Origin of the sequence: Acetobacter fabarum (assembly GCF_029069195.1) — a bacterium.
Classification (GTDB): Bacteria; Pseudomonadota; Alphaproteobacteria; order Acetobacterales; family Acetobacteraceae; genus Acetobacter; species Acetobacter fabarum_A.
The window spans coordinates 180729-205405 of sequence record NZ_JARDYK010000004.1; the positions used below are offsets into that span (position 1 = coordinate 180729).

At 61.1% G+C, this 24677-nt stretch carries 34 protein-coding genes; 32 read left to right on the plus strand and 2 right to left on the minus strand.

Features of this window, described 5'->3' with window-relative positions:
* Nucleotide 1 precedes the first annotated feature (1 nt).
* Both PY793_RS07695 and PY793_RS07700 read left to right on the plus strand, forming a co-directional pair.
* Entirely contained in the window at nt 2-448 is a 447-nt protein-coding gene (locus PY793_RS07695) for a hypothetical protein (RefSeq protein ID WP_275177509.1), read from the plus strand.
* A 3-nt stretch (nt 449-451) separates the two neighbouring features.
* Nucleotides 452-652 carry a hypothetical protein gene (locus PY793_RS07700; RefSeq protein WP_275177510.1) on the plus strand — a complete coding sequence of 67 codons (201 nt, stop codon included), beginning with the start codon at nt 452-454 and terminating at the stop codon, nt 650-652.
* 270 nt (nt 653-922) lie between these two features.
* Here PY793_RS07700 and PY793_RS07705 read toward each other — a convergent pair whose 3' ends face one another.
* Nucleotides 923-1207, minus strand: a complete 285-nt coding sequence (locus tag PY793_RS07705; RefSeq protein ID WP_275177511.1) for a hypothetical protein — start codon at nt 1205-1207, stop codon at nt 923-925.
* 110 nt (nt 1208-1317) lie between these two features.
* Nucleotides 1318-2118, minus strand: coding sequence for a S24 family peptidase (locus tag PY793_RS07710; RefSeq protein ID WP_275177512.1), 801 nt, complete (start codon nt 2116-2118; stop codon nt 1318-1320).
* Between the two features lie 54 nt (nt 2119-2172).
* On the opposite strand from PY793_RS07710, the gene PY793_RS07715 reads away from it, so the two are divergent.
* The 30 genes from PY793_RS07715 (at nt 2173) to PY793_RS07860 (ending at nt 24576) form a co-directional block, all read left to right on the plus strand.
* Entirely contained in the window at nt 2173-3009 is an 837-nt protein-coding gene (locus PY793_RS07715; protein ID WP_275177513.1) for a DUF1376 domain-containing protein, read from the plus strand.
* Nucleotides 3010-3011: 2 nt separating this feature from the next.
* Complete coding sequence (locus PY793_RS07720) at nt 3012-3578, plus strand: hypothetical protein (RefSeq protein WP_275177514.1); 567 nt, start codon at nt 3012-3014, stop codon at nt 3576-3578.
* Between the two features lie 90 nt (nt 3579-3668).
* A complete protein-coding gene (locus PY793_RS07725) occupies nt 3669-4307 on the plus strand; it encodes a hypothetical protein (RefSeq protein WP_275177515.1) in 639 nt (212 codons plus the stop codon).
* A 177-nt stretch (nt 4308-4484) separates the two neighbouring features.
* A complete protein-coding gene (locus PY793_RS07730) occupies nt 4485-4904 on the plus strand; it encodes a hypothetical protein (protein WP_275177516.1) in 420 nt (139 codons plus the stop codon).
* Nucleotides 4840-5316, plus strand: a complete 477-nt coding sequence (locus PY793_RS07735) for a terminase small subunit-like protein (protein WP_275177517.1) — start codon at nt 4840-4842, stop codon at nt 5314-5316. The genes PY793_RS07730 and PY793_RS07735 overlap by 65 nt, the downstream gene beginning before the upstream one ends.
* On the plus strand, nt 5297-6556 hold the full coding sequence (locus PY793_RS07740; RefSeq protein WP_275177518.1) for a PBSX family phage terminase large subunit: 1260 nt from the start codon (nt 5297-5299) through the stop codon (nt 6554-6556). Before PY793_RS07735 ends, PY793_RS07740 begins: the two co-directional genes overlap by 20 nt.
* Complete coding sequence (locus tag PY793_RS07745) at nt 6556-8217, plus strand: phage portal protein (protein ID WP_275177519.1); 1662 nt, start codon at nt 6556-6558, stop codon at nt 8215-8217. Before PY793_RS07740 ends, PY793_RS07745 begins: the two co-directional genes overlap by 1 nt.
* Nucleotides 8210-9358, plus strand: a complete 1149-nt coding sequence (locus PY793_RS07750; protein WP_275177520.1) for a DUF2213 domain-containing protein — start codon at nt 8210-8212, stop codon at nt 9356-9358. Before PY793_RS07745 ends, PY793_RS07750 begins: the two co-directional genes overlap by 8 nt.
* An 18-nt stretch (nt 9359-9376) precedes the next feature.
* Nucleotides 9377-9919 (plus strand): structural cement protein Gp24, encoded by a 543-nt coding sequence (locus PY793_RS07755; RefSeq protein ID WP_275177521.1) that lies wholly within the window; start codon nt 9377-9379, stop codon nt 9917-9919.
* Between the two features lie 6 nt (nt 9920-9925).
* The gene (locus PY793_RS07760; RefSeq protein WP_275177522.1) at nt 9926-10987 is read left to right on the plus strand and encodes a DUF2184 domain-containing protein; all 1062 of its coding nucleotides are present in this window, start codon (nt 9926-9928) and stop codon (nt 10985-10987) included.
* Between the two features lie 5 nt (nt 10988-10992).
* Entirely contained in the window at nt 10993-11436 is a 444-nt protein-coding gene (locus tag PY793_RS07765; protein ID WP_275177523.1) for a hypothetical protein, read from the plus strand.
* Complete coding sequence (locus PY793_RS07770; protein WP_275177524.1) at nt 11436-11918, plus strand: DUF4054 domain-containing protein; 483 nt, start codon at nt 11436-11438, stop codon at nt 11916-11918. The genes PY793_RS07765 and PY793_RS07770 overlap by 1 nt, the downstream gene beginning before the upstream one ends.
* Nucleotides 11919-11944: 26 nt before the next feature.
* Nucleotides 11945-12325: a hypothetical protein gene (locus PY793_RS07775; protein WP_275177525.1), complete on the plus strand. Its 381-nt coding sequence runs from the start codon at nt 11945-11947 to the stop codon at nt 12323-12325.
* A complete protein-coding gene (locus PY793_RS07780; protein ID WP_275177526.1) occupies nt 12280-12840 on the plus strand; it encodes a phage neck terminator protein in 561 nt (186 codons plus the stop codon). The genes PY793_RS07775 and PY793_RS07780 overlap by 46 nt, the downstream gene beginning before the upstream one ends.
* Before the next feature lie 4 nt (nt 12841-12844).
* A complete protein-coding gene (locus PY793_RS07785) occupies nt 12845-14008 on the plus strand; it encodes a DUF3383 family protein (RefSeq protein ID WP_275177527.1) in 1164 nt (387 codons plus the stop codon).
* 2 nt (nt 14009-14010) lie between these two features.
* Nucleotides 14011-14445: a phage tail fiber protein gene (locus PY793_RS07790; RefSeq protein ID WP_275177528.1), complete on the plus strand. Its 435-nt coding sequence runs from the start codon at nt 14011-14013 to the stop codon at nt 14443-14445.
* A complete protein-coding gene (locus PY793_RS07795; protein WP_275177529.1) occupies nt 14445-14915 on the plus strand; it encodes a hypothetical protein in 471 nt (156 codons plus the stop codon). The genes PY793_RS07790 and PY793_RS07795 overlap by 1 nt, the downstream gene beginning before the upstream one ends.
* Before the next feature lie 131 nt (nt 14916-15046).
* Complete coding sequence (locus PY793_RS07800; RefSeq protein WP_275177530.1) at nt 15047-16129, plus strand: hypothetical protein; 1083 nt, start codon at nt 15047-15049, stop codon at nt 16127-16129.
* A 63-nt stretch (nt 16130-16192) separates the two neighbouring features.
* Nucleotides 16193-16960 (plus strand): DNA/RNA non-specific endonuclease, encoded by a 768-nt coding sequence (locus PY793_RS07805; protein ID WP_275177531.1) that lies wholly within the window; start codon nt 16193-16195, stop codon nt 16958-16960.
* 110 nt (nt 16961-17070) lie between these two features.
* The gene (locus PY793_RS07810) at nt 17071-17784 is read left to right on the plus strand and encodes a hypothetical protein (protein ID WP_275177532.1); all 714 of its coding nucleotides are present in this window, start codon (nt 17071-17073) and stop codon (nt 17782-17784) included.
* Nucleotides 17784-18086 carry a phage baseplate plug family protein gene (locus tag PY793_RS07815; protein WP_275177533.1) on the plus strand — a complete coding sequence of 101 codons (303 nt, stop codon included), beginning with the start codon at nt 17784-17786 and terminating at the stop codon, nt 18084-18086. Before PY793_RS07810 ends, PY793_RS07815 begins: the two co-directional genes overlap by 1 nt.
* The gene (locus tag PY793_RS07820; RefSeq protein ID WP_275177534.1) at nt 18079-19125 is read left to right on the plus strand and encodes a baseplate hub protein; all 1047 of its coding nucleotides are present in this window, start codon (nt 18079-18081) and stop codon (nt 19123-19125) included. The genes PY793_RS07815 and PY793_RS07820 overlap by 8 nt, the downstream gene beginning before the upstream one ends.
* Entirely contained in the window at nt 19115-19756 is a 642-nt protein-coding gene (locus PY793_RS07825) for a Gp138 family membrane-puncturing spike protein (protein ID WP_275177535.1), read from the plus strand. The genes PY793_RS07820 and PY793_RS07825 overlap by 11 nt, the downstream gene beginning before the upstream one ends.
* A 74-nt stretch (nt 19757-19830) precedes the next feature.
* Nucleotides 19831-20184, plus strand: coding sequence for a hypothetical protein (locus PY793_RS07830; protein WP_275177536.1), 354 nt, complete (start codon nt 19831-19833; stop codon nt 20182-20184).
* A complete protein-coding gene (locus tag PY793_RS07835) occupies nt 20171-21397 on the plus strand; it encodes a baseplate J/gp47 family protein (protein ID WP_275177537.1) in 1227 nt (408 codons plus the stop codon). Before PY793_RS07830 ends, PY793_RS07835 begins: the two co-directional genes overlap by 14 nt.
* Nucleotides 21397-21969 carry a DUF2612 domain-containing protein gene (locus PY793_RS07840; RefSeq protein WP_275177538.1) on the plus strand — a complete coding sequence of 191 codons (573 nt, stop codon included), beginning with the start codon at nt 21397-21399 and terminating at the stop codon, nt 21967-21969. Before PY793_RS07835 ends, PY793_RS07840 begins: the two co-directional genes overlap by 1 nt.
* 2 nt (nt 21970-21971) lie before the next feature.
* On the plus strand, nt 21972-23111 hold the full coding sequence (locus PY793_RS07845) for a hypothetical protein (RefSeq protein WP_275177539.1): 1140 nt from the start codon (nt 21972-21974) through the stop codon (nt 23109-23111).
* Complete coding sequence (locus PY793_RS07850) at nt 23111-23578, plus strand: hypothetical protein (RefSeq protein ID WP_275177540.1); 468 nt, start codon at nt 23111-23113, stop codon at nt 23576-23578. Before PY793_RS07845 ends, PY793_RS07850 begins: the two co-directional genes overlap by 1 nt.
* A 64-nt stretch (nt 23579-23642) precedes the next feature.
* Nucleotides 23643-24110 carry a hypothetical protein gene (locus PY793_RS07855; RefSeq protein WP_275177541.1) on the plus strand — a complete coding sequence of 156 codons (468 nt, stop codon included), beginning with the start codon at nt 23643-23645 and terminating at the stop codon, nt 24108-24110.
* Complete coding sequence (locus PY793_RS07860) at nt 24097-24576, plus strand: hypothetical protein (RefSeq protein ID WP_275177542.1); 480 nt, start codon at nt 24097-24099, stop codon at nt 24574-24576. The genes PY793_RS07855 and PY793_RS07860 overlap by 14 nt, the downstream gene beginning before the upstream one ends.
* The last annotated feature ends 101 nt before the right edge of the window (nt 24577-24677 follow it).

Here is a 24677-nt window from a genome sequence, read left to right on the forward strand (position 1 = left end):
TATGAAAAATTATGTCAAAGCGGGCAGCCTTGCGGCGCTGTGCCTGCTGTGTTCGTGCGCGCAAACCGCGCAGGGTAAACTACGTCAGGCGGTGTATGATACGGCCAGTGCGTACCATCTGCTGGCCAGCCCCATGCCCGACATTATGGCAGGGCATGTGCCCGGCGTAAGCCTGAGTGCCGGGCAAAAAGCCCTCGCCCGCAAGGCCAGCCAGAGTGTGCTGGACGAACTGAGCGCGCTTGAGCAGTCCATACAGGCCGGGAACACGCTGGCCGAAACAGCCGTTGCAGCCTTGCAGGCGGATTTTGCCGCGTTTTCCACCTGCTGGAGCGGGCTTACTGCGGGGAGCACCCCGGCTGCATGCGCCTCGGCCACGACGGCAGGCACGGCTATGACCACCACACAGGCCGATGCGGATGCGTCCGTATCCACCAACGGGAAGGATTGAACCATGACCGCAGCGGAAATTAGCGTCATACTGGGTATTGTGGGGACAGTTGTCTCCCTGGCGGAAAAATATGGCCCCGAAGCGTATGACACGGTTTTGAGCGCCATTGAGCAAAGCAGAAGTGGCACAGGCCCGAGTGATGCGGATATTGCGGCACTATTTGCCAAATGTCAGGCTGACAACACGGCTATTCAGGCATCATGAGTGTGGATTTTGAGTGCGGCATGGTGCTGGGCGGGGGGCTGGTAGGGCTGGTGGGGGTTGCGCTGGCCGTAACACTGCGCCTGCTCGCCCAGCGTGACGGTGGCTGGCCAGACTAGGTGTTTAGTCCCGGGTTCTGTTCTGGAAGTGCTGTCTCGGCGCGTAAAAACCAGCCGCACGAATGGCCGCTTACTGATAATGCCATGCTTAATACATCAATTTAGCAAATTTCCTTTCAGGAGGATGAGTGTGTGTCTTGGGAATATCGTCAATCTACAGGCGTTCCAGCAGGTCACGCACGGTTTGTACAATCTCGCCTATGCTTTCCTCGCAGTAGCGGTGCTGGTCGGCGGCAAAGGCGGGGTTGGTGTAAAAAGGCCATTGCAGGCTATGGCTGGCTTCGCGCAGGTGCAGGATGGCCTGCTCGTAACGGGCAAGCTCCTGCGCCGTGGCGCTGGGCAGCGTATCGGTGCTGAACAGGCCACGTCGGGCAGCGTGGGTGTAGGCATCGACCTGCGCCGAGTGGCGGTGGTCGGGGCAGGGCGTATGCGGTTCCAAAGTGTTCTCCCTCAACAACACGCGGTCAGTATGTGCGTAATAAATGCACAACGCAAGACCTGATAACACGCATATGTGTGCAGGAGAGCGCGGGGTTGTGGGGCTGGGCGTTACTTCCATGTCCATTTGCCCACAACGCGGCCGTTAATGCTGATCTCGTCCAGTGTGAGTTCATAAGTGGAATAGGCGCTGTTAATGCTCATGATCCGCACCCGCCGGGGTTCTTCCATGCCGGGGATCAGCTCCAGACGTTTGAGCACAAGGCCAAACCCGTCCCACAGAACATACACACCGGGGGGGGAGGGAATACGGTGGGCTGTGTCCACCAGCACCCTGTCTCCGGACTGGTAATCCGGTTCCATGCTGTCCCCCGCCACGCGTACAATGGCCAGCGTGTCTGGTGTTTCGGAAAACGCAGCAACGTAGCCACGCGGCAGGGTCCAGTGTTCCACCGGGCGTAACCCGTCCTGAGGGGCACACAGAACCGGCACACAGCCCGGCCCGGCTGAGGTGATGACATCATATTCAGGTATGGCAATGCGGCCGGAGCCAGCGGGGGGCAGCATATCGGGCTGGGGTGGGGCCGGTGCCGGGCCGGGCTGGGGGGTCATTCTGGCCATAAGGCCGGATTCCCCCATGCTCACACCGGCAAGATTCCATACCTCGTTGGCGGTAATGGGGGGATCCCCCCGGCCATTCAGCAGCGGTACCATGGATTTGACCATGGGTAAGGGGAGCACATCCTTTTTGTAGGAGGTCTCATACATGCGGTAGGAGGAAAACTTCTCTCCGTACCCCAGGTCGCGCGCAAACTCACGAATCGTATAACCAGCGCGCTCGCGCAGGGTTTTAAGCCTGTCCGTGATCCGATTCTGGTTCATGCCTGTATTGTGGGCAAAAGTGTCGTACATGTCAGTGCGTAAAAACCGCTTGCAGTTTGTGTTTTTAATGCGCACATTATGTGCATGAACAACGCACATACCAGCCTGCCGGATGCGGCGCAAGAGCCGTCCAGGCCTTTTCCCGCCCCCATGACCCCACCGCAGAGTGATTTGCGGGGTCTGCCTTTTATGCCGCTCGATACCTGCCGCCTGCTGGACAGCGACCTGTTCGCCCTGAGCACGGGGGATGGGTTTAAATGCGCCGTAGCCCTGTGGTGCAAGGCATGGCAGCAGGTGCCAGCGGGCAGCCTGCCCCATAACGACCGGGTTCTGGCGCATTTATCCGGTGCGGGCGGGCGATGGCCCACGCTGCGCGCTGTGGCCCTGCATGGTTGGGTGGTCTGTTCGGATGGGCGGCTGTACCATCCTGTTATTGCGCAAAAAGCCAATCAGGCGTGGAAAGCCCGCCTGGCGCAGCGTGCCCGTGCGGCCCGCCGCTGGGGGCATACGCCCGAGGAGAGCGTGCCCCCCACATCGGCCGATCCCGCATGCCACGGCATAGCCCACGCAGATGCAAGGGAGAGGGATAGCGAGAGGGATAGGGAGAGTCGCGCACTCCGTGCGCGGGGGGATAATCATGCGGAGTTTGTTCGGGAGCAGGCCGGAGCGGGCGCGCGCCCGGCAGACGGAACTGCCGTGGAACTGGGTGGGCAGGTGCGGAGCCGACAGGGCTCGCCCGTGCAGAACAGGGCGCGGGGGCGTGCTGGTGGCGCGCGCGTGCCCCACCCGCTGGAGGAACAGGCCGCCCGGTTAAGCCAGCGCAGTGCGGCCCGCGCACAGGGGCGGGAGCGGCTGCATAACACGCCAGAGGCGCAGGCCCGCACGGCGTGCAATGACAAACCCGGTGATGCGGAATGTTGAGCATGAACACGCAGGGCCACGGTATGGTGTGCCTGCCCCAGCCCAGCCCCGCACTGGCGGGCCAGTTGGAAGCGTTTCGCCCCGGCGGGTTTGCACCACCGGCCGCTCTTGTGTGTGAGGCCCGTACCATTCTGCCCGCCTATACCCGTGCCCTGTCCCCGCTACCTGCGCCGGAACTGACCCGCAGGGTAGAGGAGTTTGCCGAGATGCTGAACGCAGGCGTGGTCAACCCGCTGCCCGGTGTGGCTCTGCACCTGCGCTGCGTGGCGCTGGTTACGGCCTGCGCGGCAGTGCCCGCACTGGCGTGGAGCGAGGCCAGTGTGCGTCAGGCGCTTGTGGCGTTTACGTTTTTTCCATCCGCAGCGCAGCTTGTGGCGTTGCTGGAGACGCAATGCGGCGTGGTCCGCGCCACACAGGGCCGGTTGCGCCTGATGGTGGCAGAGGCAGACAGGCGCATGGCCCGCGCACAGGCGCAGGAGCTACGCTGGGCGCAATGGGAGCAGCGGCATGCGCAGCACCCTGTGTACAACCCTGTGGATAATGTGGATTGTATGCAAAACCAGACCTGATTGCGCGCCACTTTACAGAAATTTGAACAGTTTACAGCCCGTTTTCCCCAAAGCGGTGGAAAAGACAGGGAAGGCAAGGATTTTATGCAAATGAACGCATCCCACACGCAGGTTTCCAAAAAGCAGGGAGCTGCACAGCATGCGGATCTTTTATCCGTGCAGGGCGGGTGCCCGCCCACAGCCGAACGGATGGAAAAATCCGTATTTGTGGTGGATACGGCGCTTCCCGGTGGTCCGTTACGGGTTCTGGCTACGGTGCAGGCCCTGCTGAATGCGCGCGATATTACCCAAGATGCCGCCAACGCGGCGGAACGCTGGTATAGGGACTGGGTATTTGCGTATGTGGGACATATTGAATATCCCACCAACCATACGCCCAATACCCTGACCCGGCATGATGATGTGTCCTGGCAGATGACACGCGCACACGCTGCTGGCCGTCTGGCCGATGTGCGCCATGCCCTTGGTCTGTGTGCCGATATGCGGCTTAAACTGATGCTGGTGGATGAACTGTCATTCATGCAGATGGGGCGCGTACTTTTTCCGCATCTGTCAGATGCCCGTGCGCGGCTCAAGGTTTCTGCCCAATGCGCCATGCTGCTGGAACAGCTTGAGGGGTTTTATAACGGTCTGCGCCGTGCGAACCAGAACCGTAAAAAACCGCGCTCCGGTGGGACGACGGACTGCGGAATGTTGGAAAAAAAGACGCTACAAAAAACGGATTTGTAAAAAATATGCACATTGTGTGTTTTTTTAACTTGCCATGTGCGCGCAGCCTGCGTATGTAAATACCTACATTGGAATTCCTGCGCCAGACCGCAGCAAGCCGCCCCCGCCGGGCGGCTTTTTTTATGCTTCGGGCGCTAGACGGCACACAGGGCCGTATTCCCTATTTGTGGAAAAATCATGATCCAGTCAGTGAGCTATGCCGATGTGGTGCGCCTGCACCGTACGGATGCAGTGTGTGTTGGCCTGCGTGCGGGCCTGCCCCTGCTCTGTTTTTTGGTGCCGGAAGCGGAAAATACACGCCATAGGGCTGATGTTCCCCTTTCATGGTGCGAGAGCGCACAGGCCAATCTGCCACCAGAGGTGCGTGTGCGCTGTGTGGTGCGCGAGCGGGCGGTACGTGGCCCGGTTGTGGGGCAGCTCCCCCAGCCTGCCATGCAGCGTATTCACGCCATGATCGCGCGAGAGCGCACCAGCCAGACGGTGGAAGGAGGCTGGCCGCACAAGACCATGCCCCACAATAAGGCCTACACCCATGCCTGCATGCAAAAAGACACCAGACCCCAGCACGGCAATACCCGAACCGGCTATTACGCCTGAGGTCTGGGAGCACATCTTCAGTCAGGCGGAGGAAGGCCATACCCTGCGCCAGATCAGTACGGGGGCGGGTATGCCAACATGGGAGCATATGCGCGCCAGCCTGCGCGCCAGCTCCACGCTGGCCAGCCGTTACGCCCGCGCACGGGTGCTGGCGGCAGAAGCGTTTGAGGACCGGCTGTTGCAGGAGGTCCATAGCATAAGCGGGGAAGATACTGCCGCCATGCGCCTGCGGATTGATACACTCAAATGGATCATGTCCAAGCGTGCGCCTGCCCGCTACGGCGAAAAAGCAGCAGGCGAACCGCAGGAGCCCTCCGTGGCCCGGCCCGATGGCAGGCCCCGCACCATCCGCCGTGTGATTGTGGACCCGCCGGAGCGAGGAGCAGGGAAAAATGAGCGGACCAAGCCTTAAAATTCCCACGGCAAGGGTGTTCGCGCCCCTGCTGGCGCCGTGCCGTTACAAAGGCGCATATGGGGGACGGGGGTCTGGCAAGTCGCATTTTTTTGGTGAATGTGTGGTGGAGGAACATCTGCGGCTGGCAGGGCACCGTACGGTGTGTATCCGGGAGGTGCAGAAATCCACCCAGCTTTCCTCCCGTCAGTTGATTATTGATAAAATCAGCCAGTTCAACCTGCAACGGTATTTTGATGTGCAGGACAGGGCCATTCATACACCTGGTGATGGGTTAATCGTTTTTCAGGGCATGCAGAACCACACGGCGGAAAGCCTGAAGTCGCTTGAAGGGTTTGACCGTGCATGGGTGGAGGAGGCGCAGTCCGTTTCTGCCCTGAGCTGGCGCATGCTGCGCCCCACCCTGCGTAAGAAAGGGGCGGAAATATGGGCCTCATGGAACCCTCATGCTCCAGAGGACGCCGTGGATGCGTTTTTCCGCGGTGCAGGTTCGGACCGGGCGGACCTTGTGGCCGTGCGGGCCAACTGGTCGGATAACCCATGGTTTGATCAGGGCACCTTGCCAACAGAGCGGCTGGAAGACCAGCGTACCCGCCCAGATGAATACGGGCATGTGTGGGAAGGGGATTACCAGAGTTTTTCCGCCGCCCAGATTTTTGCAGGCCGGGTAAGGGTGCAGGAGTTTGCAGTGCCCGAAGACGCGCGGTTTTATTATGGTGTGGACTGGGGTTTTGCCAAAGACCCGCTTGCCGCCCTGCGCTGCTTTATTGTGAACAATACAGTCTATATCGACCACGAAGCCGGGGGCATTGGCGTGGAGCTGGATGCCATACCCGCCGTGCTGGGGCAGATACCCAATGCCGGGCAATGGCCTTGGCGGGCAGATGGCGCACGGCCGGAAACCATAAGTTTTCTGGCGCGCGCATATGGTTTTCGTATTGGTGCCGCCAGAAAATGGCCCGGCAGTGTGGAGGACGGCATAGCCCGGCTTAAAGCGTTTGACGGCATTGTGGTGCATCCGCGCTGTATGCGGGTTGCGGAGGAATTTCGTTTGTATTCCTACAGGATAGACAAGGACACAGGGGATATCCTGCCCATTGTGGAGGATGCGCATAACCATTGGATAGATGCGCTGCGCTATGCGCTGGATGGGGTTATTCACAACCGGCGCACCCTGCCCCGCTTTAATGCCGGAACACTCCGGCACATTCTGCACGCCAGCAGGAACGGAAAAAACTGATGACAAACTGGTTGGCCCGCCTGTGTGGGCGTTCGGGCGCAAACCCTGCGCAGGGTGGGGGAGTGCGTGCAGCTATGGAGCCGTTTCTGCCCCATAACCCGCCTGCTGCGGCTCTGCCACTTATTCCCCGGCACGCAGCGCATGGTGGGGGAAGAAGGCGTTTGGGCCTTGGTGCCATGTTCGGCTTTGGGGGTGACGCCATGCAGGAGCCTTCCTCCACCGTACAGGACAGGGCGGCTGCGCTGTTTCAGCCTTACCAGGCTCCACGCGGTGTGCGCGGGGCGGGGGGGACTGCGCTGGCCATGGATGAAGGGCTGGGGGCGTATGCCAGTGCGCAGTATGGCATGGTCTCGGGCTTTGTGGAGCAGGGGCTGGCTTTTAAAGGTTATCCAACCCTTGCCGCCATGATGTTGCGGGCCGAGTTTAGAAAACCCGTGGAAATTATTGCACGTGAGGCAACACGGGCGTGGATCCGCTTCCGCTGCAATGGTATGCAGGCCGATGCGGCCCAGACAGCCGCCCGCCTGCGTGCGGTGGAGCTGGAGTTTTTGCGCCTGCATGTGCGCGATGTGGTGCGCCGCCAGATTGTGCACGGGCTGGGCTTTGGTGTGGGCCATATATGGATTGGCCTGCGCGGCGTGCCGCTGAACGATGCGGGGCAGGCCGTGCCACTGTGCCCAACCCCGCATGGCATGGCGCGCGGCCAGCTTGAACGGCTGGTCAACATAGACCCCATATGGACCACACCCAACAGCTACAATGCGGATAACCCGCTCCGGGCGGACTATTACCGCCCGGCGGACTGGTGGGTGCAGGGGGTGCTGGTCAACAGTTCGCGCCTGTTGAGCGTGGTGCCGTTTGAGGTGCCGGATATTCTTAAGCCCGCCTTCAATTTTGGCGGTCTGGCCCTGCCGCAGATGCTGGAAACCTACGTGCACAATTTTTTGCGCACGCGGCAGTCGGTATCGGACATGGTAAGCAACTTTGCCACCAAAATTCTAAAAACCGACATGAGTGGCACCATGCAGTCCGATGCTGGCGCGCAGTATGCCGATATTGACGCCCAGAGCGTTACTGCGCGCGTTGCGGCCATGAACGCATGGCAGAGCAACAATGGCACGTTCGTGCTCGACCGCGAGAGCGAGGATTTTGATATAAAGTCAGCGCCACTCAGCGGTCTTGCGGAGCTTCAGGCCCAGTCGCAGGAGTTCATGGCCGGTATTCCCGGTATTCCGCTGGTCAAGCTGTTTGGTATCCAGCCGCAGGGTCTTAACGCGTCCTCCCAGGGGGAGATCAGGGTTTTTTATGACGAGATCGCAGCTTTTCAGGAAGCGCATATGGCTCCCGTTCTGCGGGCTCTGTTCCATCTTGTCCAGCTTAACCTGTGGGGGCGCATAGACCCCGATCTGGATTTTGAGTTCGTGCCCCTGTGGCAGATGTCCGAACAGGAGGCCGCCGCAGTGGAAAAAACCAAAACGGACATGGATACGGCCAATATCCTCTCGGGCAAGATCACTGCGCACGAAGCCCGTGCGCGAGAGGCGGCGGATGCGCACAGCCTTTACCGCACCGCAGGGCTTGTCCACCCCATGCCCGGTGGCGGGCCGGATACGGATTTTGTCAAAACGCCACAGGCAAAAAGAGCAGAACAGCATGAATAACACACTCGCCCATGACCGCATGGGCTCGGTCCGCATGACTGATGAGGACGGGCGTCTGCATGTGGCGGCAACCCCCATCAGCAAGGCCTGCGTTAACGCCTATTACGGGCGCGAAATTCCTGGTGCGGATGCGCTGGGCCTTGCACCGGACAGGCTGTACAACCTGCTGCGTGACCCTGCCGAACTGGCCCGCGCGGCCCCCAGTTTTAACGCCCTGCCAGTTCTGGCCGAACATGCCCATGTTACCGCCGCCGCCCCACGGGCCGATCTGGTTGTGGGCACCACGGGCACCAGTGCACGCTTTACCAGCCCGTACCTGACCAATTCCCTGGCGATCTGGAACGCCGGGGCCATTCATAACATCCGCTCGGGCGCGCAGCGCGAACTCTCCTGCGCGTACCGCTATACGCCGGTCATGGAGGCAGGCCAGTTTGAAGGCCAGCCCTATGACGGGCGCATGACCAACATTCGTGGCAACCATGTGGCTCTTGTGCCCAGCGGGCGTGCCGGGCCGGATGTTGTGGTGGCGGATGCCAAACCAAAGGATATTGCTATGGTTCAAACACACGAAGCCCCCACGGCGGGGCAGGTTTTTGCCCGCCTTGGCACGGCTTTTGCCACAGGCGCACTGGCCATGACCGCAAGCCTGAGCGAGCTGGAAACATGGCTCAGGCACACCGGCATGGTCGATGCGCAGGGCGCGCGGGAAGGGGCAGCCCCCCCGGTGCAGGAGCCGCCCCGTTCGGTTACGGAGGAGGTGGCGGTGGCGCAGCCTGCCACCGCGCAGGACAGTGCGGTACAGACCGCCGTGGCCGCAGCCCTTGCCGCCGAGCGTACCCGTGCCGCAGGCGCGCAGGAAGCCCGCAGCCTCGTCCGCCCGCTGGTGGGGGATGTGCTGGGCATGGACAGTGCTGCCGATATTCTGCGTTACGCTCTGACCGAGCAGGGTGTGGGTACCGAGGGTGTAAACGAGCCGGGTCTAAAAGCCCTTGTTCTGGCCTGCCTGAGTACGGCGGCTGCCACCGCTCCATCTGGCATGGGGGATCGCGCGGGGCATGCTCTGGGCGCGGCCGATCGTGCGGCCGATCATGCGGCGTATCTGGCAACCCGCTTTGGCGTACATGCGCCGCGCAAACTTTAAAACAAGGAGGCACAAACAATGCCTTTTCCCAATACAGTGCATTATGGCTGGCCTGCCGGGTTCCCCGGTGCATGGGCCAGCCAGAACCCCCAGCGCATGGTTGTGCCCGGGGCTAACGGGTTTTGTGCAGGAACAGGGGGGGTGGCTGTGGCGGCCTTTGCCTGGGTGCAGGCCGATGGCACAACGGTGCTGAACAAGCCAGACCCGGCAAACCCAAAGGCCGCTCCAACAGGTTTTGTTGTACGGGCCCAGCAGGGGCAGGCCACGCAGTACATGCAGCAGAACACCATGACCATTGCGCAGGGCTTTATGGTGGGGCTGGCCGAAGGGGGAGATGTGTTCGCCCAAGCCACCACGGCCTCGGTTACGGGGCAGGCTGTTTATGCATCGCTGAGTGATGGCACGCTCCAGTGCGCGGCCGCAGGTGCGGCCCCTACCGGCACGGTGGATACGGGCTGGTCGGTGGCGCAGGGGGCTGCTGCGGGGCTGCCGTTCATTATCACCGGCCCACTTGCAGGTGCGCGCAGTGCGGCCTCCTCCACCTCAGGGACAGGGAACTAACAGGGTATGAGCACTTTTTTCCGGAACGATGCACCAGCCCTTGCGCGGGACTGGGGAATTCATCTTGGCGGTGTCAGCCGCTATTTTTCCGAACTGGCGCAGGATGCGGCCTTGCCTGCCAACATGGCGGTTACTGCGCCCAATAGTGGTATTCCCACCCTGTTCACCACCTATACTGACCCGGTGGTTATTCGCGCTCTGGTCACGCCCACCCGCTCGGAGGCCATTTACGGTACGGCCCGTAAAGGGGACTGGACAACCGATACCGCACAGTTCCCGGTTGTGGAACTTTCTGGCTATGCCGCAGCGTATGATGATTACAGCCCCGCAGGCACGGTGGATTCCAACGCCAACTGGGTGCAGCGCCAGTCTTTTTATTATCAGACATGGACCCGCTGGGGCGAGCGCGAGGTGGAGCGCATGGGCGCTGCCAAAATTGACTGGGTAAACCAGAAAAACCTGGCCTCTGCCTCGGTACTCAACCGTAACCAGAACCAGATCAACCTGTTCGGCGTGGCCGGGCTGGAACTGTATGGTGCGCTGAACGACCCCAACCTGCCGCCCGCCATTGCCCCCACGCCCAAATTTGCGGCCTCCGGCACGGCCGCAGCGGGGAACACATGGGCGGATACAACAGACCCCGTGCAGGTTTATGCCGATATTCTCAAGGCTTTTGGCATGCTGTCTGCGCAGATGGGGGGTAACCTGACGCTTGAATCTCCCCTTACGCTGGTTATTCCAACCGAGCGGCAGCAGTGCCTGCTCTATACCAACCAGTATCAGGTGGCACTGAGTGATCTGCTGAAGAAAAACCTGCCCAACCTGACCATCCAGACCCTGCCAGAAGCGGGGGTTACGCTGGGGGGCGGGCAGGCGGCAACCACGCTGATGCAGATGTTCGTAAGCGAGGTGGAAGGCCAGCAGGCTGTGACCACCGCCTTTACCGAAAAACTGCGCGCCCATGCGGTGGAACGATATTCTTCCAGCTTCCGGCAGAAAAAATCGCAGGGCACATGGGGGACCATCTGGTTCTACCCGCAGGCCTGCGTCACCATGGCAGGGATTTAAAACCAATGGCAGCAGCATCTTCCAACGCCTCCCGTGCAGGTGGCACGGTTACGGTTATCTGCCGCATGCCCGCAGGGCTTGTGCTGGACCTGTATGACACGGCCGAACTGGCCGCGCGTGCGCGTGCGGCAACCCCGGTCATGGCGCCTCCCCAACCCAGTGCGCGTGTGCGGCTGAATGGCGCCAAGGCAGACCCGCGCTACCACGCGCGGGACAACCTGTTGCTGGGCATGGGGGGGCGTACCCAGGTCGATACCAGCTTCTGGCAGGCATGGCTGGCGCAGAACCCCAACTTTCTGCCGCTCAAGAACGGGTTGATCTTTGCCCAGCCCGATACGGATGCCGCCGGGGCGGAACTGGCCGAGCGTGGCCAGCATCGCACCGGGCTGGAAGGGCTGGAGCCCACCAGCCTGCCAGGTGTGACGCCCTTTGCCCGGGATTCAGCCTGATGCCAGATACGGCCACAACTGATGTTGCTACAGCAGAAGCCTCCCCGACCGATGTAGCCGCGCCGGGCGTGGTCGTGTTTGACTACGCGGCATGGTCGGCCCGGTTTGCCGGGCTTGCAGCCAGTGTAGGGGCAGCGCAGGCACAGGCCTGTTTTGAGCAGGCCACGCTGTACCTGCCCAATACCGCTACAGGTCCGGTGAGCGATACAGGGCGGCGCGCGCTGCTGCTGGGGTTGCTGGTGGCTCATATTGCCACGCTTGATCTGCCGCAGGAGCAGGGGGGCAATGGCGGGCTGGTGGGGCGTGTGGCCTCTGCCAGCAGGGGGAGTGTATCGGTCACAACTGATTATGCTTCCCAGACCGAGCGTGCAGCGTGGTTTGCCCAGACCCAGTACGGGGCGGCTTTCTGGGCGGCCACGCGGGGGCTGCGGCAGGCGCGTTACGTGCCTGGTGGTCCGCAAATGCCGCGGATATGGCCCTGATTTCTGTGTAACCGGAGTGTTCTGCCATGCAGATTTTTGCACTGGCTGGCCGCCTGAGTGGCGCAGTCAACCCCTGTGTTGCGGCAACCCTGCTGGCCAGCACGGGGAGTGTGACCAACCCCGATGGCAGCCAGACCCCCACCTACACCGCACTGGATTTGCAAATAGAGGTGCAGGCCGTGGCTGGGGAGGACCTGCAACAGGTGCAGAACATTGCCCAGCAGGCGGACAGGCGCGTGGTGTACCTGCCCGCCGCCGCCCGTGCGCTCAATGGCGCATTGCAGTGCGGGGGCGATATTTTGCAGTTTTACGGAGCGGACTGGCTCATTACCCAGTCCCTTGAACAATGGGGGGAGGGGGAATGGTCCAAGGTTCTGGTAACACGGCAGAACAGCCAGCAGGCGTAATTTTTCCCGATGATGGGCAGGTTTATGGGGCCGTGCGTAACTGGCTGCTCAGTACCCTGCCCGCATGCGTGCAGGTGGTGCTTGGCCAGCAGAACCGTGTGGCCCCACCCCTTACCCCTTTTGTGACCATGACGCTGGTGGAGCGCACACGCCTTGCCACCAACAGCTGGATTTACACCACCACAACGCGGGAGGTGCGCGAGCCCGTAAAACTTGGCGTGCGGCTTGGCGTGTTTGGCAGTGGTGCGGGGGGCTATGTGCAAACCATAGCCGCCTTGTGGCGCGACCCGCTGGCCGCTGCGTTTTTTGCTGGTCTGCCGTTCCCGCTTGCCCCGCTGGATGTGGAAGCCCCCACCCAGTCCGGCTTCAGGGATGCTGAACATCAGTACGAAGAAAACTGGACTGTCACCCTGCACATGCAGGTCACGTTCAACCTGAGTATGGCTCAGGATTTTGCAACAACCCTTTCGGTCATCGCACTGAGTGCCGATGTATCCGACCCGCCAGAGGAGTAACGCTGTGGCTGGCATTCCCATTTCCACCATTGTCAAGGTCACCCCCGGTGTGCTGGCCACAGGTGGCAGCCTGAACGCACTGACCGGCCTTGTGCTGAGCACCAATGCTGCCGTTGTGCCTGTGGGCACCGTAAAGGACTTTACCACCGCTGCCGATGTGGGTGCAGCGTTTGGTATGGAGTCCGTAGAATACCAGATGGCCTGTGTGTATTTTTCAGGGTACACCAATGCTGTCATGACGCCCGCCCGTCTTTTGTTTGGTGGTTACGCAAACCCCGCAACCGGGCAGAGCGTGGCCCAGCAGATGGCCACCCTGCGGGCCACCAATGCCGCATGGAATGCGCTGACCCCCGCCTTCGAGCCCGATCTGGCGGACAAACAGGCCATGGCCCAGTGGGTGGCCACCCAAGGGAACACCGTGTGGGCCGTGCTGTGGGATACGGACACACAGGCCACTACCCAGAACAGCACAGCCGCATTTGGCGTATGGCTTAAAAACCAGAACCTGAGCGGGGTAAGCGTTGTGTACAACGACCCGCAAACGGCTGCGCTGTGCCTTGGGTGGATGGCCTCCCTTTCCTTCGCCACAACGGCGGGGCGGCAGACGCTGGCCATGGTGCAGGATGCATCGGGGTTGATTGTACCACCCGTGGTGGACGGCACAATGGCCGAAACACTGCTTGATAACGGCTACAATTTTTACGGCGCGTATGCCAATGGCTCCCGTACGTTCCAGTTCATGCGTCCTGGTTGTGTGTCTGGCCCGTTCCTGTGGGCGGATAGTTATGTCAACCAGATATGGCTCAATGCCAGCCTGACCTCGGACCTGATCACTCTTCTGCTCAATACCGGGCAGATACCGTACAATACGGAGGGGGATACTCTGGTGGCCGCTGCCGTGCAGGGCACCATTACGCAGGCGCTGGGCTTTGGGGCCATTCAGCCCGGTGTGGCGTTAAGTACGGCACAACGGCAGCAGATCAACAATGCTTCGGCCGTGGCCACGGCGGCGGACAGCGTAGCCACGCGGGGGTGGTATTTCATGCCCAACGTGTCCAGCGCTGCTGCGTCCTTCCGTGTGGCGCGCACAACCCCGCCTGCGCGCCTGTGGTACGCAGATGGGCAGAGCGTGCAGGCCATTATTCTGAACAGTGTTGAGGTACAGTAATCATGGCGCTCGATATTTCGGCAGCCAATGCCATTTTCACCATAACCGTTCCGGGCCTGTACAACGCGCCGGTTACACTCAAGAACTTTGCAACCGACCGGGCGTGGGAGGTGGCGGAGCAGAGCTGCGCGCATACCGAGATGTCGATAGATGGGTATCTTAACGCGGGTTTTGTACCCGAGCCCGTGCAACAGACCATTATGCTTTCTGCCGCAAGCGAGAGCGTGATCGTGTTTGAAGCCATTATGACTGCCCAGCAGACCGCGCGTACGCTTTACCGCCTCGGGGCGGAAATCACGCTGACTTCCACAGGCCGTAAATATACGCTGATCAATGGCGTGCTGCACGCCATGGCCCCCATGCCCAGTGCCGGGCGGATGCTGGCAGACCGGCATTTTGCCGTGTGCTGGCAGGCCATTTACCCGGCGGGGCTGTAATGGCTATCCGCCAGACCAGCGTGACCGTACCGCTTGACGGTGCGGATTACGGCAAGGTGTTTGTCATTACCCGCATGTCCGCCATGGAGGCGGACCAGTGGGGGCGGCACTGCCTGCAGGCGGCCATTGCCTCGGGCGCGGATATTCCCGGACTGGAGGTGGATGCCGGGCTGGCCGGGCTTGCCGCTGTGGGGCTGGGCATTTTTGGTGGCATGGCCCCCGAGCGGATGGATAACCTGCTGGACCGGCTCATGCGCTGCGTGAGCGTACAGCCTGACCCGCATAATGCCGCTGTCCGCCGCCCGCTGGATGAGAGCGATCTGGAGGAAATTCCCACTGTTGGCTGGCTCCAGAAGGAAGCTTTTGCCCTGCATGTGGATTTTTTCAAAGGCGTCGGCCCGTTGTTTTCCCTTCTGTCGGCGCTGCTTCAGACAGAACCCGGCGTGCCGCCGCCCGATGCCCCAATGTAAGCGAGCGGCATGCGCTGGTCATGCTTGAAGGGCTGGCCAGTCTGTGCGAGCTGCAAACCGTTTATGACAGCGAGGATTTTGAAAACCTGCTGGAAATGGCCCTTATCAAACGCTTTAACAGGTAAGACGCAATGGCAACGCTAACACAGTGCCTGACTGCTGCCCTGCTGCCCCGGTATTCAGGCGGGGTGGGTGTTGCGGCAGGGCATGCGGCAATGGCGCGGGTGGTACTGTCCGTGCTGGTGGGGGCGGCACGGAGCGGGGCCATTCCACCGTTCAGGCCGGGGGGAGTGCGCGGGCGTGGTGTGGTGGCGGCCCTTCTGGCCACGCCGCCTATGGCATGGCCAGAAGAAGCTGCACAGGCCGAGGCGTATACGTCAGACAGGGTGGCACCATCCCCCCCGCTGTCTCTCCACGAGGAGAAACGGTTTGGGAGTGTTTGGAAAAACAAACTATATATGAACGGATTTTTACAAAAATTGAATCAGTCTCCCACTGTACCAGAAGCACTGCGGCCGACACCTCTGCGGCCTGCGGCGCCAGATGGTGCCGTGCAGTCCGTGGCAGCCCATTCGGGGGTGGCCTTGCCGGGTACGGACCTGACCGGGGTTGCGCGGCAGGGAACTGGCGTGTGGAGCCGCACGGCGCGGGATGCTCCTCCTGAGCAGAGACTTCCCCGGTCGTCCTCTCCCCTCCTGCATGTCCACTTGAGGCCCTATGCCCGAGGTGGTGGCACTATGCGCCACACCGCCCCCGGTCATGGGCATGATGGGTACGGGCAACAGGCTTACGTTCATGGTGGGTATGGCGTGGCCATGCTGCTGGGGCATATGGGGGCTACACAGGCGCAAAAGAGCGTTGCGTCTGGGGCTGCGGGCCGGATGCATGGTGTTTATGGCCGGGTCATTGCCCTGCCGCATCACGCCGGGTTTATGGCAGATGTTCTGCACCATGCTGGTATGTTTGCAGAAGGTGGGCAGGGGGAAGAAGCACAGGAGGCACTCTCCCATGTGCCGGACTACCTGCATGCAACCAGCCGTGCTGTGGGGGTTGCCAGTATGGCGCTCCCCTCTGCAACTCCCGCTCCCGCAATACAGGCGCAAGTTACAGTAAACGCCACAAACAGCACCCCACAGGCTATAGGGGATGAGGTCGCCCGGCGGATGGACATGCTGCGCATGCAGGCGCGGCAGGCCAATATGGGGCAGTTCTAGGCTCAGGGCCGTTTGGCCGTGCAAGGAGCGTGCCTGACTATCATGCGGGCAGGAAACGGGTTTATGGTGTGCTCCATGCGTGTGGTGCTGGCTTTTGTTCTGTGGTGTTCTGTTGCTGTTCCCGCATGGGCGGAGGAAGAACAGTGTCAGGCATTCGGGGTGAATGCCCGCTTGCCGGTGCTGACCAGTGACCGGCTGGAGCAGGGGACTGTCCTGCTATGTAACCGTGGGTATGCAGCCCTTGTGTCCATTGTGTCGCATGGGCCGTTATGGGCGGCGGAACACTTGCGGGCAAATGAGCTGGCGGCTGCGGCCGACCTGCCGCGCAAGGGGCATTTTTATGCCGATCCGCGCTGGCCCGGTGGTGCTGCGCTCAGCGATTACAGGCATGCAAAACCCTATGACCGTGGGCACATGGCCCCCAGTGGCGACCAGCCGAGCCTGCAAGGCCAGCAGGAAACCTATGCCCTGTCCAACATTGTTCCCCAGGCCTCTGTGCTCAACAAGGGCATCTGGGCACGGATGGAGCGCAAGGTGCGCCTGCTGGCCGGGCGCGAGGGCGAATTGTATGTGGTTACGGGGCCAGCTTTTCATTTACGCCCCATTGCCACGCAGGGGCGTGACCATGTGTATGTGCCAAGTTCGGTCTGGAAGGCTGTTTACTCCCCCACACGGGACAGGGCGGGGGTGTATGTGTGCAAAAACCGCCCCGTTCACCCGCACTGCGATCAGGTGAGCGTGCAGACCCTTATCCGCAATACGGGGGTGGACCCGTTCCCCGCCGTCTCTGCGCAGGTCAAGGCGCAGGTGTGGCGTCTGCCCTCCCCCTGATGCTGCGCACGCTGCTCCATATCTTCTGGGGCAGGCAATATGGAATGTGGCCCGTTCCCGTCAGCCTCTTTTTCTTTGTTTTTTGATCTCACAGGGTGGAGTTTGCCATCATGCCCATGCTTCCCATCAGCCTGCCTCCCGTATGGGACGTGCCCGTGGCGGCGGGGGTACCTGCCCTTCTGGGCCAGTCGGTCGGAGCGGGGGTTTCGGCCTCGGCTTCCACAACCGTTGCGACCTTGCTGGACGCTGCGGTGCTGGCGCAGGCCGAGCGGCAATGGGGTGTTTTTACGCCCGATAACAGGCCGGTCCTTACGTCGGGGCATGTGCGCGCGCTGGATGTGCAAAGCCAGTGCCGCATTGCCAGCGCTCCACTGGAGAACGGGTCTTTCCTGTCCTACAACAAGGTGCGGGCGCCCGGCCTGTATGGGGTGGAAATGCTGTGCGATGGTTCCAGCATGGAACTGGGCAGTGCAAGTGTACTGGGTGATCTGCTCAGCACGCTGGGCATGCCCGCTCTTTCTGCCGGGTTGCAGGCGCGTGCCCTGTTTGTGGCCGCACTGGATGCGTTGGTGGCCGATCTCGGTCTTTATCATATTGTCATGCCCGAAGCGGTTTACGCCAATGTCAATGTAACCGGCTACCGGATCCGGCGTGATGTCGGGCGGGGGGTCAATATGCTGGTGGCCGAACTGGTTGTGCAGGAAGTGCGGCTGGGAGCCAGCGCAACATTTGCGGCTACAGCGACCCCACAGGGGCAGGCCGTACGGAACGGAGGGCACGTGCAGGCCCTTGCTTCCAACATGGGTGTGGCGGGGTTTTTGTAATGGCGGTTGTTATTCCCTTGAGCGCGGTTGCATACCAGAGCCTGCGAGTGCCCCTTTCGGGGCGGGCATGCCAGCTGGATATGCAGCAGCGCAGCACCGGGCTGTATGCCGCCCTGTGGGTAGATGACAGCCCCGTGCTGGCAGGTGTGCTGTGCCAGGACCGCACATGGCTTGTGCGCCAAAGTGCCACCCCCCTGCCCGGAGACCTTGCCTTTGCAGATACGCAGGGCACACAGGACCCTGACTATACGGGCCTTGGCAGCCGTTTTGTGCTTGTTTACGTGGAGGATGCCCATGGCTGAAAACGCACAGGACAGCATGGTAGCAGCCGGAGGCACGCTGGGCGGCACACAGCCAGCCGCTTTGGCCAACCGGCAGGTGAATGTGGTGTTTACTCTGGCCCAGGACGGGTTTGGCCCCACCGGGGCAGAGACAATAACCCTAAGCGGTTATTGCGTACACTGCCATATTATGAGCACGGGGCTGGAAAGTGGCATGACCTGCACTTTGCGGGTGGAGGGGCTGGCGTTGCCTCTGCTCAACCGTCTCTCGCTCATGCAGGCGGGTATGGCGGCGCAAACGCGTAATACGGTGACCATTATGGCAGGGGACAGTGCGGGGCAGGGCAGTCTGCCGGTTGTGTTCTCCGGCGGTGTGGTTGAGGCTTTTGTGGACTACGCCAACAGCCCGGATGTGGCGTTTGAACTCCGTGCCCTCTCGGGCGCATTGCCCGCGGCCGTGCCGGTGACCTCCACATCGTTTGGAGGGGATGTGCCAGTCGCCACAATCATGCAGGTACTGGCCGACAAGGCAGGGCTGGGTTTTGCCAATTATGGCGTGCAGACCCTGCTGCGTGGCGGGGTGTATTACAAGGGGTCCGTGGCCGAGCAGGTGGATGGCTGTGCGCGGGCTGCGCGTATTTCCTACCAGATCGGGGTCGGGGTGCTGGCCATCTGGCCTGCGGGCATGGTGGCGGAGGCGGATGGGCTGGTGCGGCCTGTTAGTGTGGCTACCGGGCTGGTGGGTTATCCCAGCTACAGCCAGTATGGTGTGATGTTCCGGACCGTGTTCAACCCGGATATCCGGTTCAGGGATACGGTTCACCTGCAAACAGGGACGGCCGCGTATGCTGCGGCTGGGGGGGGCGCCCCAGCCTCCACCCGGACCGCGCCTGCGCAGTCCGGCCAGATGCGCACAGGTGGCGGCATGCTGCCCGCAAGCGGGTTATGGGTTGTGCAGAATGTGCGCCACGACCTGCAAACCGAACGGCCCGATGGGCTCTGGTTCACAACAGTGGAGGCGGCAAGGCCAGACTTTGCCGGACAGGCTTTTGCAAGATAAACTGGTAGGCTCCCTGCGGGCCGAGGATGGGGCAAGCGCGTTTAACGCCACCAATGCGGCCATTCGCCGGGTGCTGGCCATGCTGGGGGCTACGGCTCTTGTGCAGGTGCGTGCCGTGCGTGGGACGGGGCTGGAGCCGGTGGGCATGGTGGATGTGCAACCTATGGTTCACCAGCAGGATGGGGCAGGCCGCACCACGCCGCACGGCTTGATCCACAATGTGCCCTACCTGCGCCTGCAAGGGGGCAGGCGTGCGCTGATCTGTGATCCGGCGGTGGGGGATATCGGGGCCATTATTGTCTGCGGGCGGGATATCGCCAGTGTAAAAAGCACCCGCCAGCCTGCCGCCCCCGGCTCCTACCGCCAGCATGATTACGCAGATTCCCTGTATATTGGCGGATTTTTAAACGCTCCCCCGCAGGAATATGCCGGTTGGGTAGGGGAGGATTTTGTACTGACCACCACAGGCTGCTTTGTGGTGAACGCCAGTGCATGCCAGATCAACTGCGCAGTCAATGTGCAGGGTGGGCTGAGTGCACAGGGGGATGTGCAGGCAGGGCAGATCAGCCTGCAAAACCACACCCATGCGGGCGTGCAGCCCGGAACGGGCAGGACAGGTGCTCCGCAATAAGGAGCATGTCCACGTATTATGCGCAGTTTTTTTATAACGTACCGCCCATTGGGCGGTTTTTTTGTTGGGGCGTCATGAACACGCTGCTGCTTGACCGGACCACATGGGACCTGCTGCCCGATGCCAGCGGCAATATGGCCGTGGCATCGGGCTCTTATGCCATATGCCAGAATGTTTCTTCTGCCATAAGGGTTTTTACGGGTGAATGTTACTACAACACTGCACAGGGCCTGCCGTACCGCCAGCATATTCTGGCCCACATGCAGGCCGCCCCTGTGTTTCGGATGCAGGCAGAGCAGGCAGCCAGTGCCGTGGCCGGTGTGGCTGCCGCCCGGTGCGTGCTGACAGGTATTGCCGCCAACCGCCAGTTATCTGGCTATGTTCTTGTATCCACCACTTTGGGAGATGTGCAGCATGTCGGGTTCTAACACCGTGGGGACTACTGCCGTACCTGCCCCAACCCTGACCGACGCAGGTTTTGTGGCTCCGGCGGAGAGCGATATTCTGGTCGGTATTCTTGCAGATATGAACGCAGCTTTTGGTAACGTGCTCAATACCGACCTGTCTACCCCGCAGGGCCAGCTTGCCATGTCTCTTACCGCTATTGTGGGTGATGCGTATGACCAGATGCTTGCCCTGTTCAATGGTGTGGACCCCGCGCGTGCGGCAGGGCGCATGCAGGACGCTATTGGCAACCTGTATTTTATTACCCGCAAGCCTGCCACCGCTACGGTGGTAACCTGCCAGTGCTCGGGCGCAGCGGGCACTGTTGTTCCACAAGGAACACTGGTGCAGGACGGAAGTGGCAACACCTACGCGGCTGATGGCGCCATAACGCTTGATGCGACGGGGTATGGGACGGGTACGTTTTCGTGCACTGTTACGGGGGGGGTGGAATGCCCGCCCCTGAGCCTGGGCGTGTACCAGTCTGTTGTGGGGCTGACCAGTGTGAGCAACGCCACGGCAGGTGTGCCGGGGCAGGCGGTGGAGGGGCGGCAGGCGTTTGAACTGCGCCGCCAGCAGAGTGTCGCGCACAATGCCATGGGGCCGCTGGATGCACTGGCGGGGGAAGTTTTGTCCACCCCCGGTGTGACCGATGTGTATGTGAGCGAGAACAGCACGGCCGCCCCCCTGACCGCAGGAGGGGTAACCCTGCCTGCGCACAGTCTGTACGTGTGTGTGAATGGTGGGCTGGATACAGATGTGGCTCTGGCCATCATGCGTAAAAAAACGCCCGGTTGTGCAAGTGTGGGTACAAGCAGCGTGGTTGTGGTGGACCCCAATGCAGCTTATGCCAAACATCCTCAGTACACCATTCAGTTTACCCGCGCGCAGGCAACGCCCGTGTATGTGGCGGTGGTGCTGGCGGGTGGGGCTTCCGTACCGTCCACGGCTGTAGCAGATGTGCAGGCCGCCATTGCAGCGGAGTTTGAAGGGGCATCAGGCGCGCAGCGCGTGCCCATTGGTGGCATGGTGTATGCCAGCTCTTTTTATTCCAGCGTCAGCGGTGTGGGGGACTGGGTTAAGATTGTTGGCATAACCGTGGGTCTTGCCGCCCAGCCGACAGCATCCACCGTGCAGGTCAATCTTGATCAGATCCCTGTTGTTTCAACAGCGACAATCAGTGTGCAGGTGGTCTGATGGAAGGTGTGCAGCAGACTTTTTTATCCCAGTACGCCAACGCGCCCCGCATGCAGGCGTTGGTTGCAGGCTGGAACCAGATGCTCGATCCCGCCCCCCTGATCGACCAGTGGTACAATCAGGTATGGAACCTGCATACCGCACAGGGTTACGGGCTGGACATATGGGGGCGTATTGTCGGGGTCTCCCGCGTGTTAAGCCTTTCTGCCCAGTCTTACCTTGGGTTTTACGAAGCCTCGGATCTGACGGAGGAAGGGTTTGTCAACGCGCCATGGTACCGGGGGGTGGAGGCGACCAGTAATTACCGGCTGGCCGATGATGGCTACCGCCAGTTGATATACGCCCGTGCGCTGGCCAATATTTCCGGCGGTTCGGTGTTCGAGATCAACCAGATTCTGACAACGCTTTTTGCCGGGCAGGGTGATGCCTATGTGCGTGACAATAACGACATGAGCATGACCTACGTGTTCAGCTTTGTGCCAACTGCCGTGCAGGTCAGCATTATCCAGAACAGTGGTGTATTGCCCCGGCCAGCAGGTGTTTCCGTATCCTACCAGATTCAGAGCAATTGATCATGAAAAGCACAGATGACCGCAGGCTGTTTGGCACGCCCATAGGGGCGGCGGCAGCGGCGGGTAATATTGCGGTTATCCCGCAGATACAGGCCGTGGCGGGCGATGGCACGGCCTCGGTCGCGCTTGGCTTCCCCCCCGAAACCTTTATCGCGCGCGCAGCAGGGGGTGAGCCACCCCGCGGACAGGACATGAACGGCCTGCTCAACCTGCTCTCCAGCGCCATGCAGGTGTTGCAGGCTGGCTGGATCGGAGCGTTTGATGCGACATTTGCCCAGTCCATCGGGGGCTACCCTGCCGGAGCCATTGTGGGGGGGGGAGTGCCGGGCACGTTCTGGGTCAGCACGGCGGATGCCAATGTTTCCACCCCTGGAGCCAATGGTGCGGCGTGGCAGTCCCTGTTTAACGGTTACGCGACACAGGCGTGGGTAAACCAGTGGTTTCTGGCGACTGGTGAGTCTGATTTGCAGACCGTAACCGGCCCTGTCACGTTCTCCGGCATAACCACGGTGCCAACACCGACTGACTACACCCAGAAGCAGGCTATCGGGGCGTCTGATGCAGATGCGCGCTACGCCCGCCTGACTGGTGGCAACACAGTTGCGGGGCAACAGGTCTTTAGTGGGAATGTCATTACTGCCGGAACAGCCCATTTTGAGGCATATGACCAGAACGGCGGGCAGGCGAGTACGGTTTTCGGTGCGTATGATCCCGGAACCGGCAATGATAATGTTGAGGCATTTTTCAACATCATCAATTCGGCCAGAACGCAGGTTCAGCAGTTTATGCTCATGGGCAGTGGCAGAATTGCCTCTTCCAGTCTGGGCAATGTAGCGTTTGTATCACAGCTTCCGCAAACAGGGTTTGTTACGGGCGGCATTTATTCAATCGTGAAGGGTGATACTTCAGGGGTTTCGGTCATGAGCCTTTCCTTCGTGGCCACCATAACCGCGCGGCCCCAGTTTGTGACGTTCCCCATGGCCTTTTCGTCCGCGCCTATCATCAACGTCAACAATGGCAGTGGTATGACCAGTCAGGGAGGGGTGCAGATACGCGCATACGGCGCAACCGCGCTGGGGGTCTATATTGAAATAGCTGATACTCTGGGTGGAGTTCACATTACAGCGCGAGGGCCGGTCTGATGAGCGATGATGCACCTGAAAAAACTGAAACCATACTCACAGCCCCTGTTGTAGCGCCGTGGTGGAGTGTGGGTTATCCCGCACAGTATTACGCTGTTAAAACAGGCGAAACCCTTGGTGGTTATCCGCTTATGGGGTGGGTTGATGTTTCATTATTCCAGTCCGCGCCAGACTGGCTTCCTGCTGCGTCCGCAATGATCGCGCTGACCTCCCAGCAGTGGTCCGCGCGCACGTCAGATCAGATACTGGTTGACGGGGTAATAGAACATTACACACCCCCCGCCATAACGCTGGCGGCGCAGGCAGCCACCGCACTCTCCGCAGCCCGTACGGCTGTCTATAACAACTATGGTATTCTGAACGAGGCCACGCCGGATGCATGGGTGGCGTATCTCAAGGCGCTCATGGCCATTGCCAATGGCATCGATACCACCAGCACGGCGCTGCCGAGTGCGCCCACCCCCTGATCGCGGCCGCATGCCGTCCTGACCGCCGCCCCAGGGGCGGTTTTTTTATGTCTGGATAAAATTGATGACTGAAACACAGTGCGCGGGAACCTGCGCGGCTGATGATGACCTGCGCGTAATCGTGGACAGCCACGCCCGCCGCCTGAATGGGCTGGAGGACGATGTGGATACACTCAAGTCTGGCCAGAGCGCCATGATGGAGAAGCTGATCTCTGTTGAGGCGCAGGGGCAGGAGCGTGAGCGTAACCGGGCCGTGGAGGCATCGGACACCCGCAAGGCGCTAACGGACCTGACCAGGCAGATAGCCGAGCACACGGGTGCGCAGGAGCGCCAGAACAAGCTGGCCGAGGACAGTCTGCACAGATGGAGAAAATTTGCCGTTGTAGCCGGTCTTTTGTGTACGATCAGCGCCGCTGTGGGGTCCACCCTCCTGTCCGATCAGGAGGTGGCCAGTACCATCTGGGTGCACTGGCTGCACCTGCGTGAGCCGTGGGATATGCCGGTGCAGGGGGTGCCTCATGCCGGGTCTTGATCTGGGGCAGTTCAAGGCGCTGCTGGTGTGCCCGGTGCTGGGGCAGTTGGGGCTGGGGGGGAATGCCGCGTTCAACCTGCTGACCGGCACGGCGCTGGTGGAAAGCGGGCTTGTATGGCTCAGGCAGAATGGTGGCGGTCCCGCTCTGGGCCTGTGGCAGATGGAGCCCGCAACGCATGACGATATATGGCGGAATTTTTTGCGTTTCCGCCCCGATCTGGCCAGCGCCGTGCGGCAGATGGGGGGGAGTGGGGCTGGTGTAGGCAGGGCGGATTTGCTGGTGGGCAATCTGGCCTATGCCTGCGCCATGGCGCGTGTTGCTTATGTGCGCGCACCCGGCAAACTGCCCATGGCAACGGATTCCGCGGGGTTAAGCGCGTATCATAAACAATTTTATAATACGGCGCTGGGGGCGGCAGATGCACAGCGGAATGAGCCCCTGTTTGCGCGCGCTATTGCGGCTTGAAAAAAATGTCCCGAACAGTCCCACCTGTTGCCAGAGGCCCTGTACAGCTTCTTGTGGGGCATGGCCCTGCAAAGGGCTGCGGGATGTGGCCAGCAGGGGCG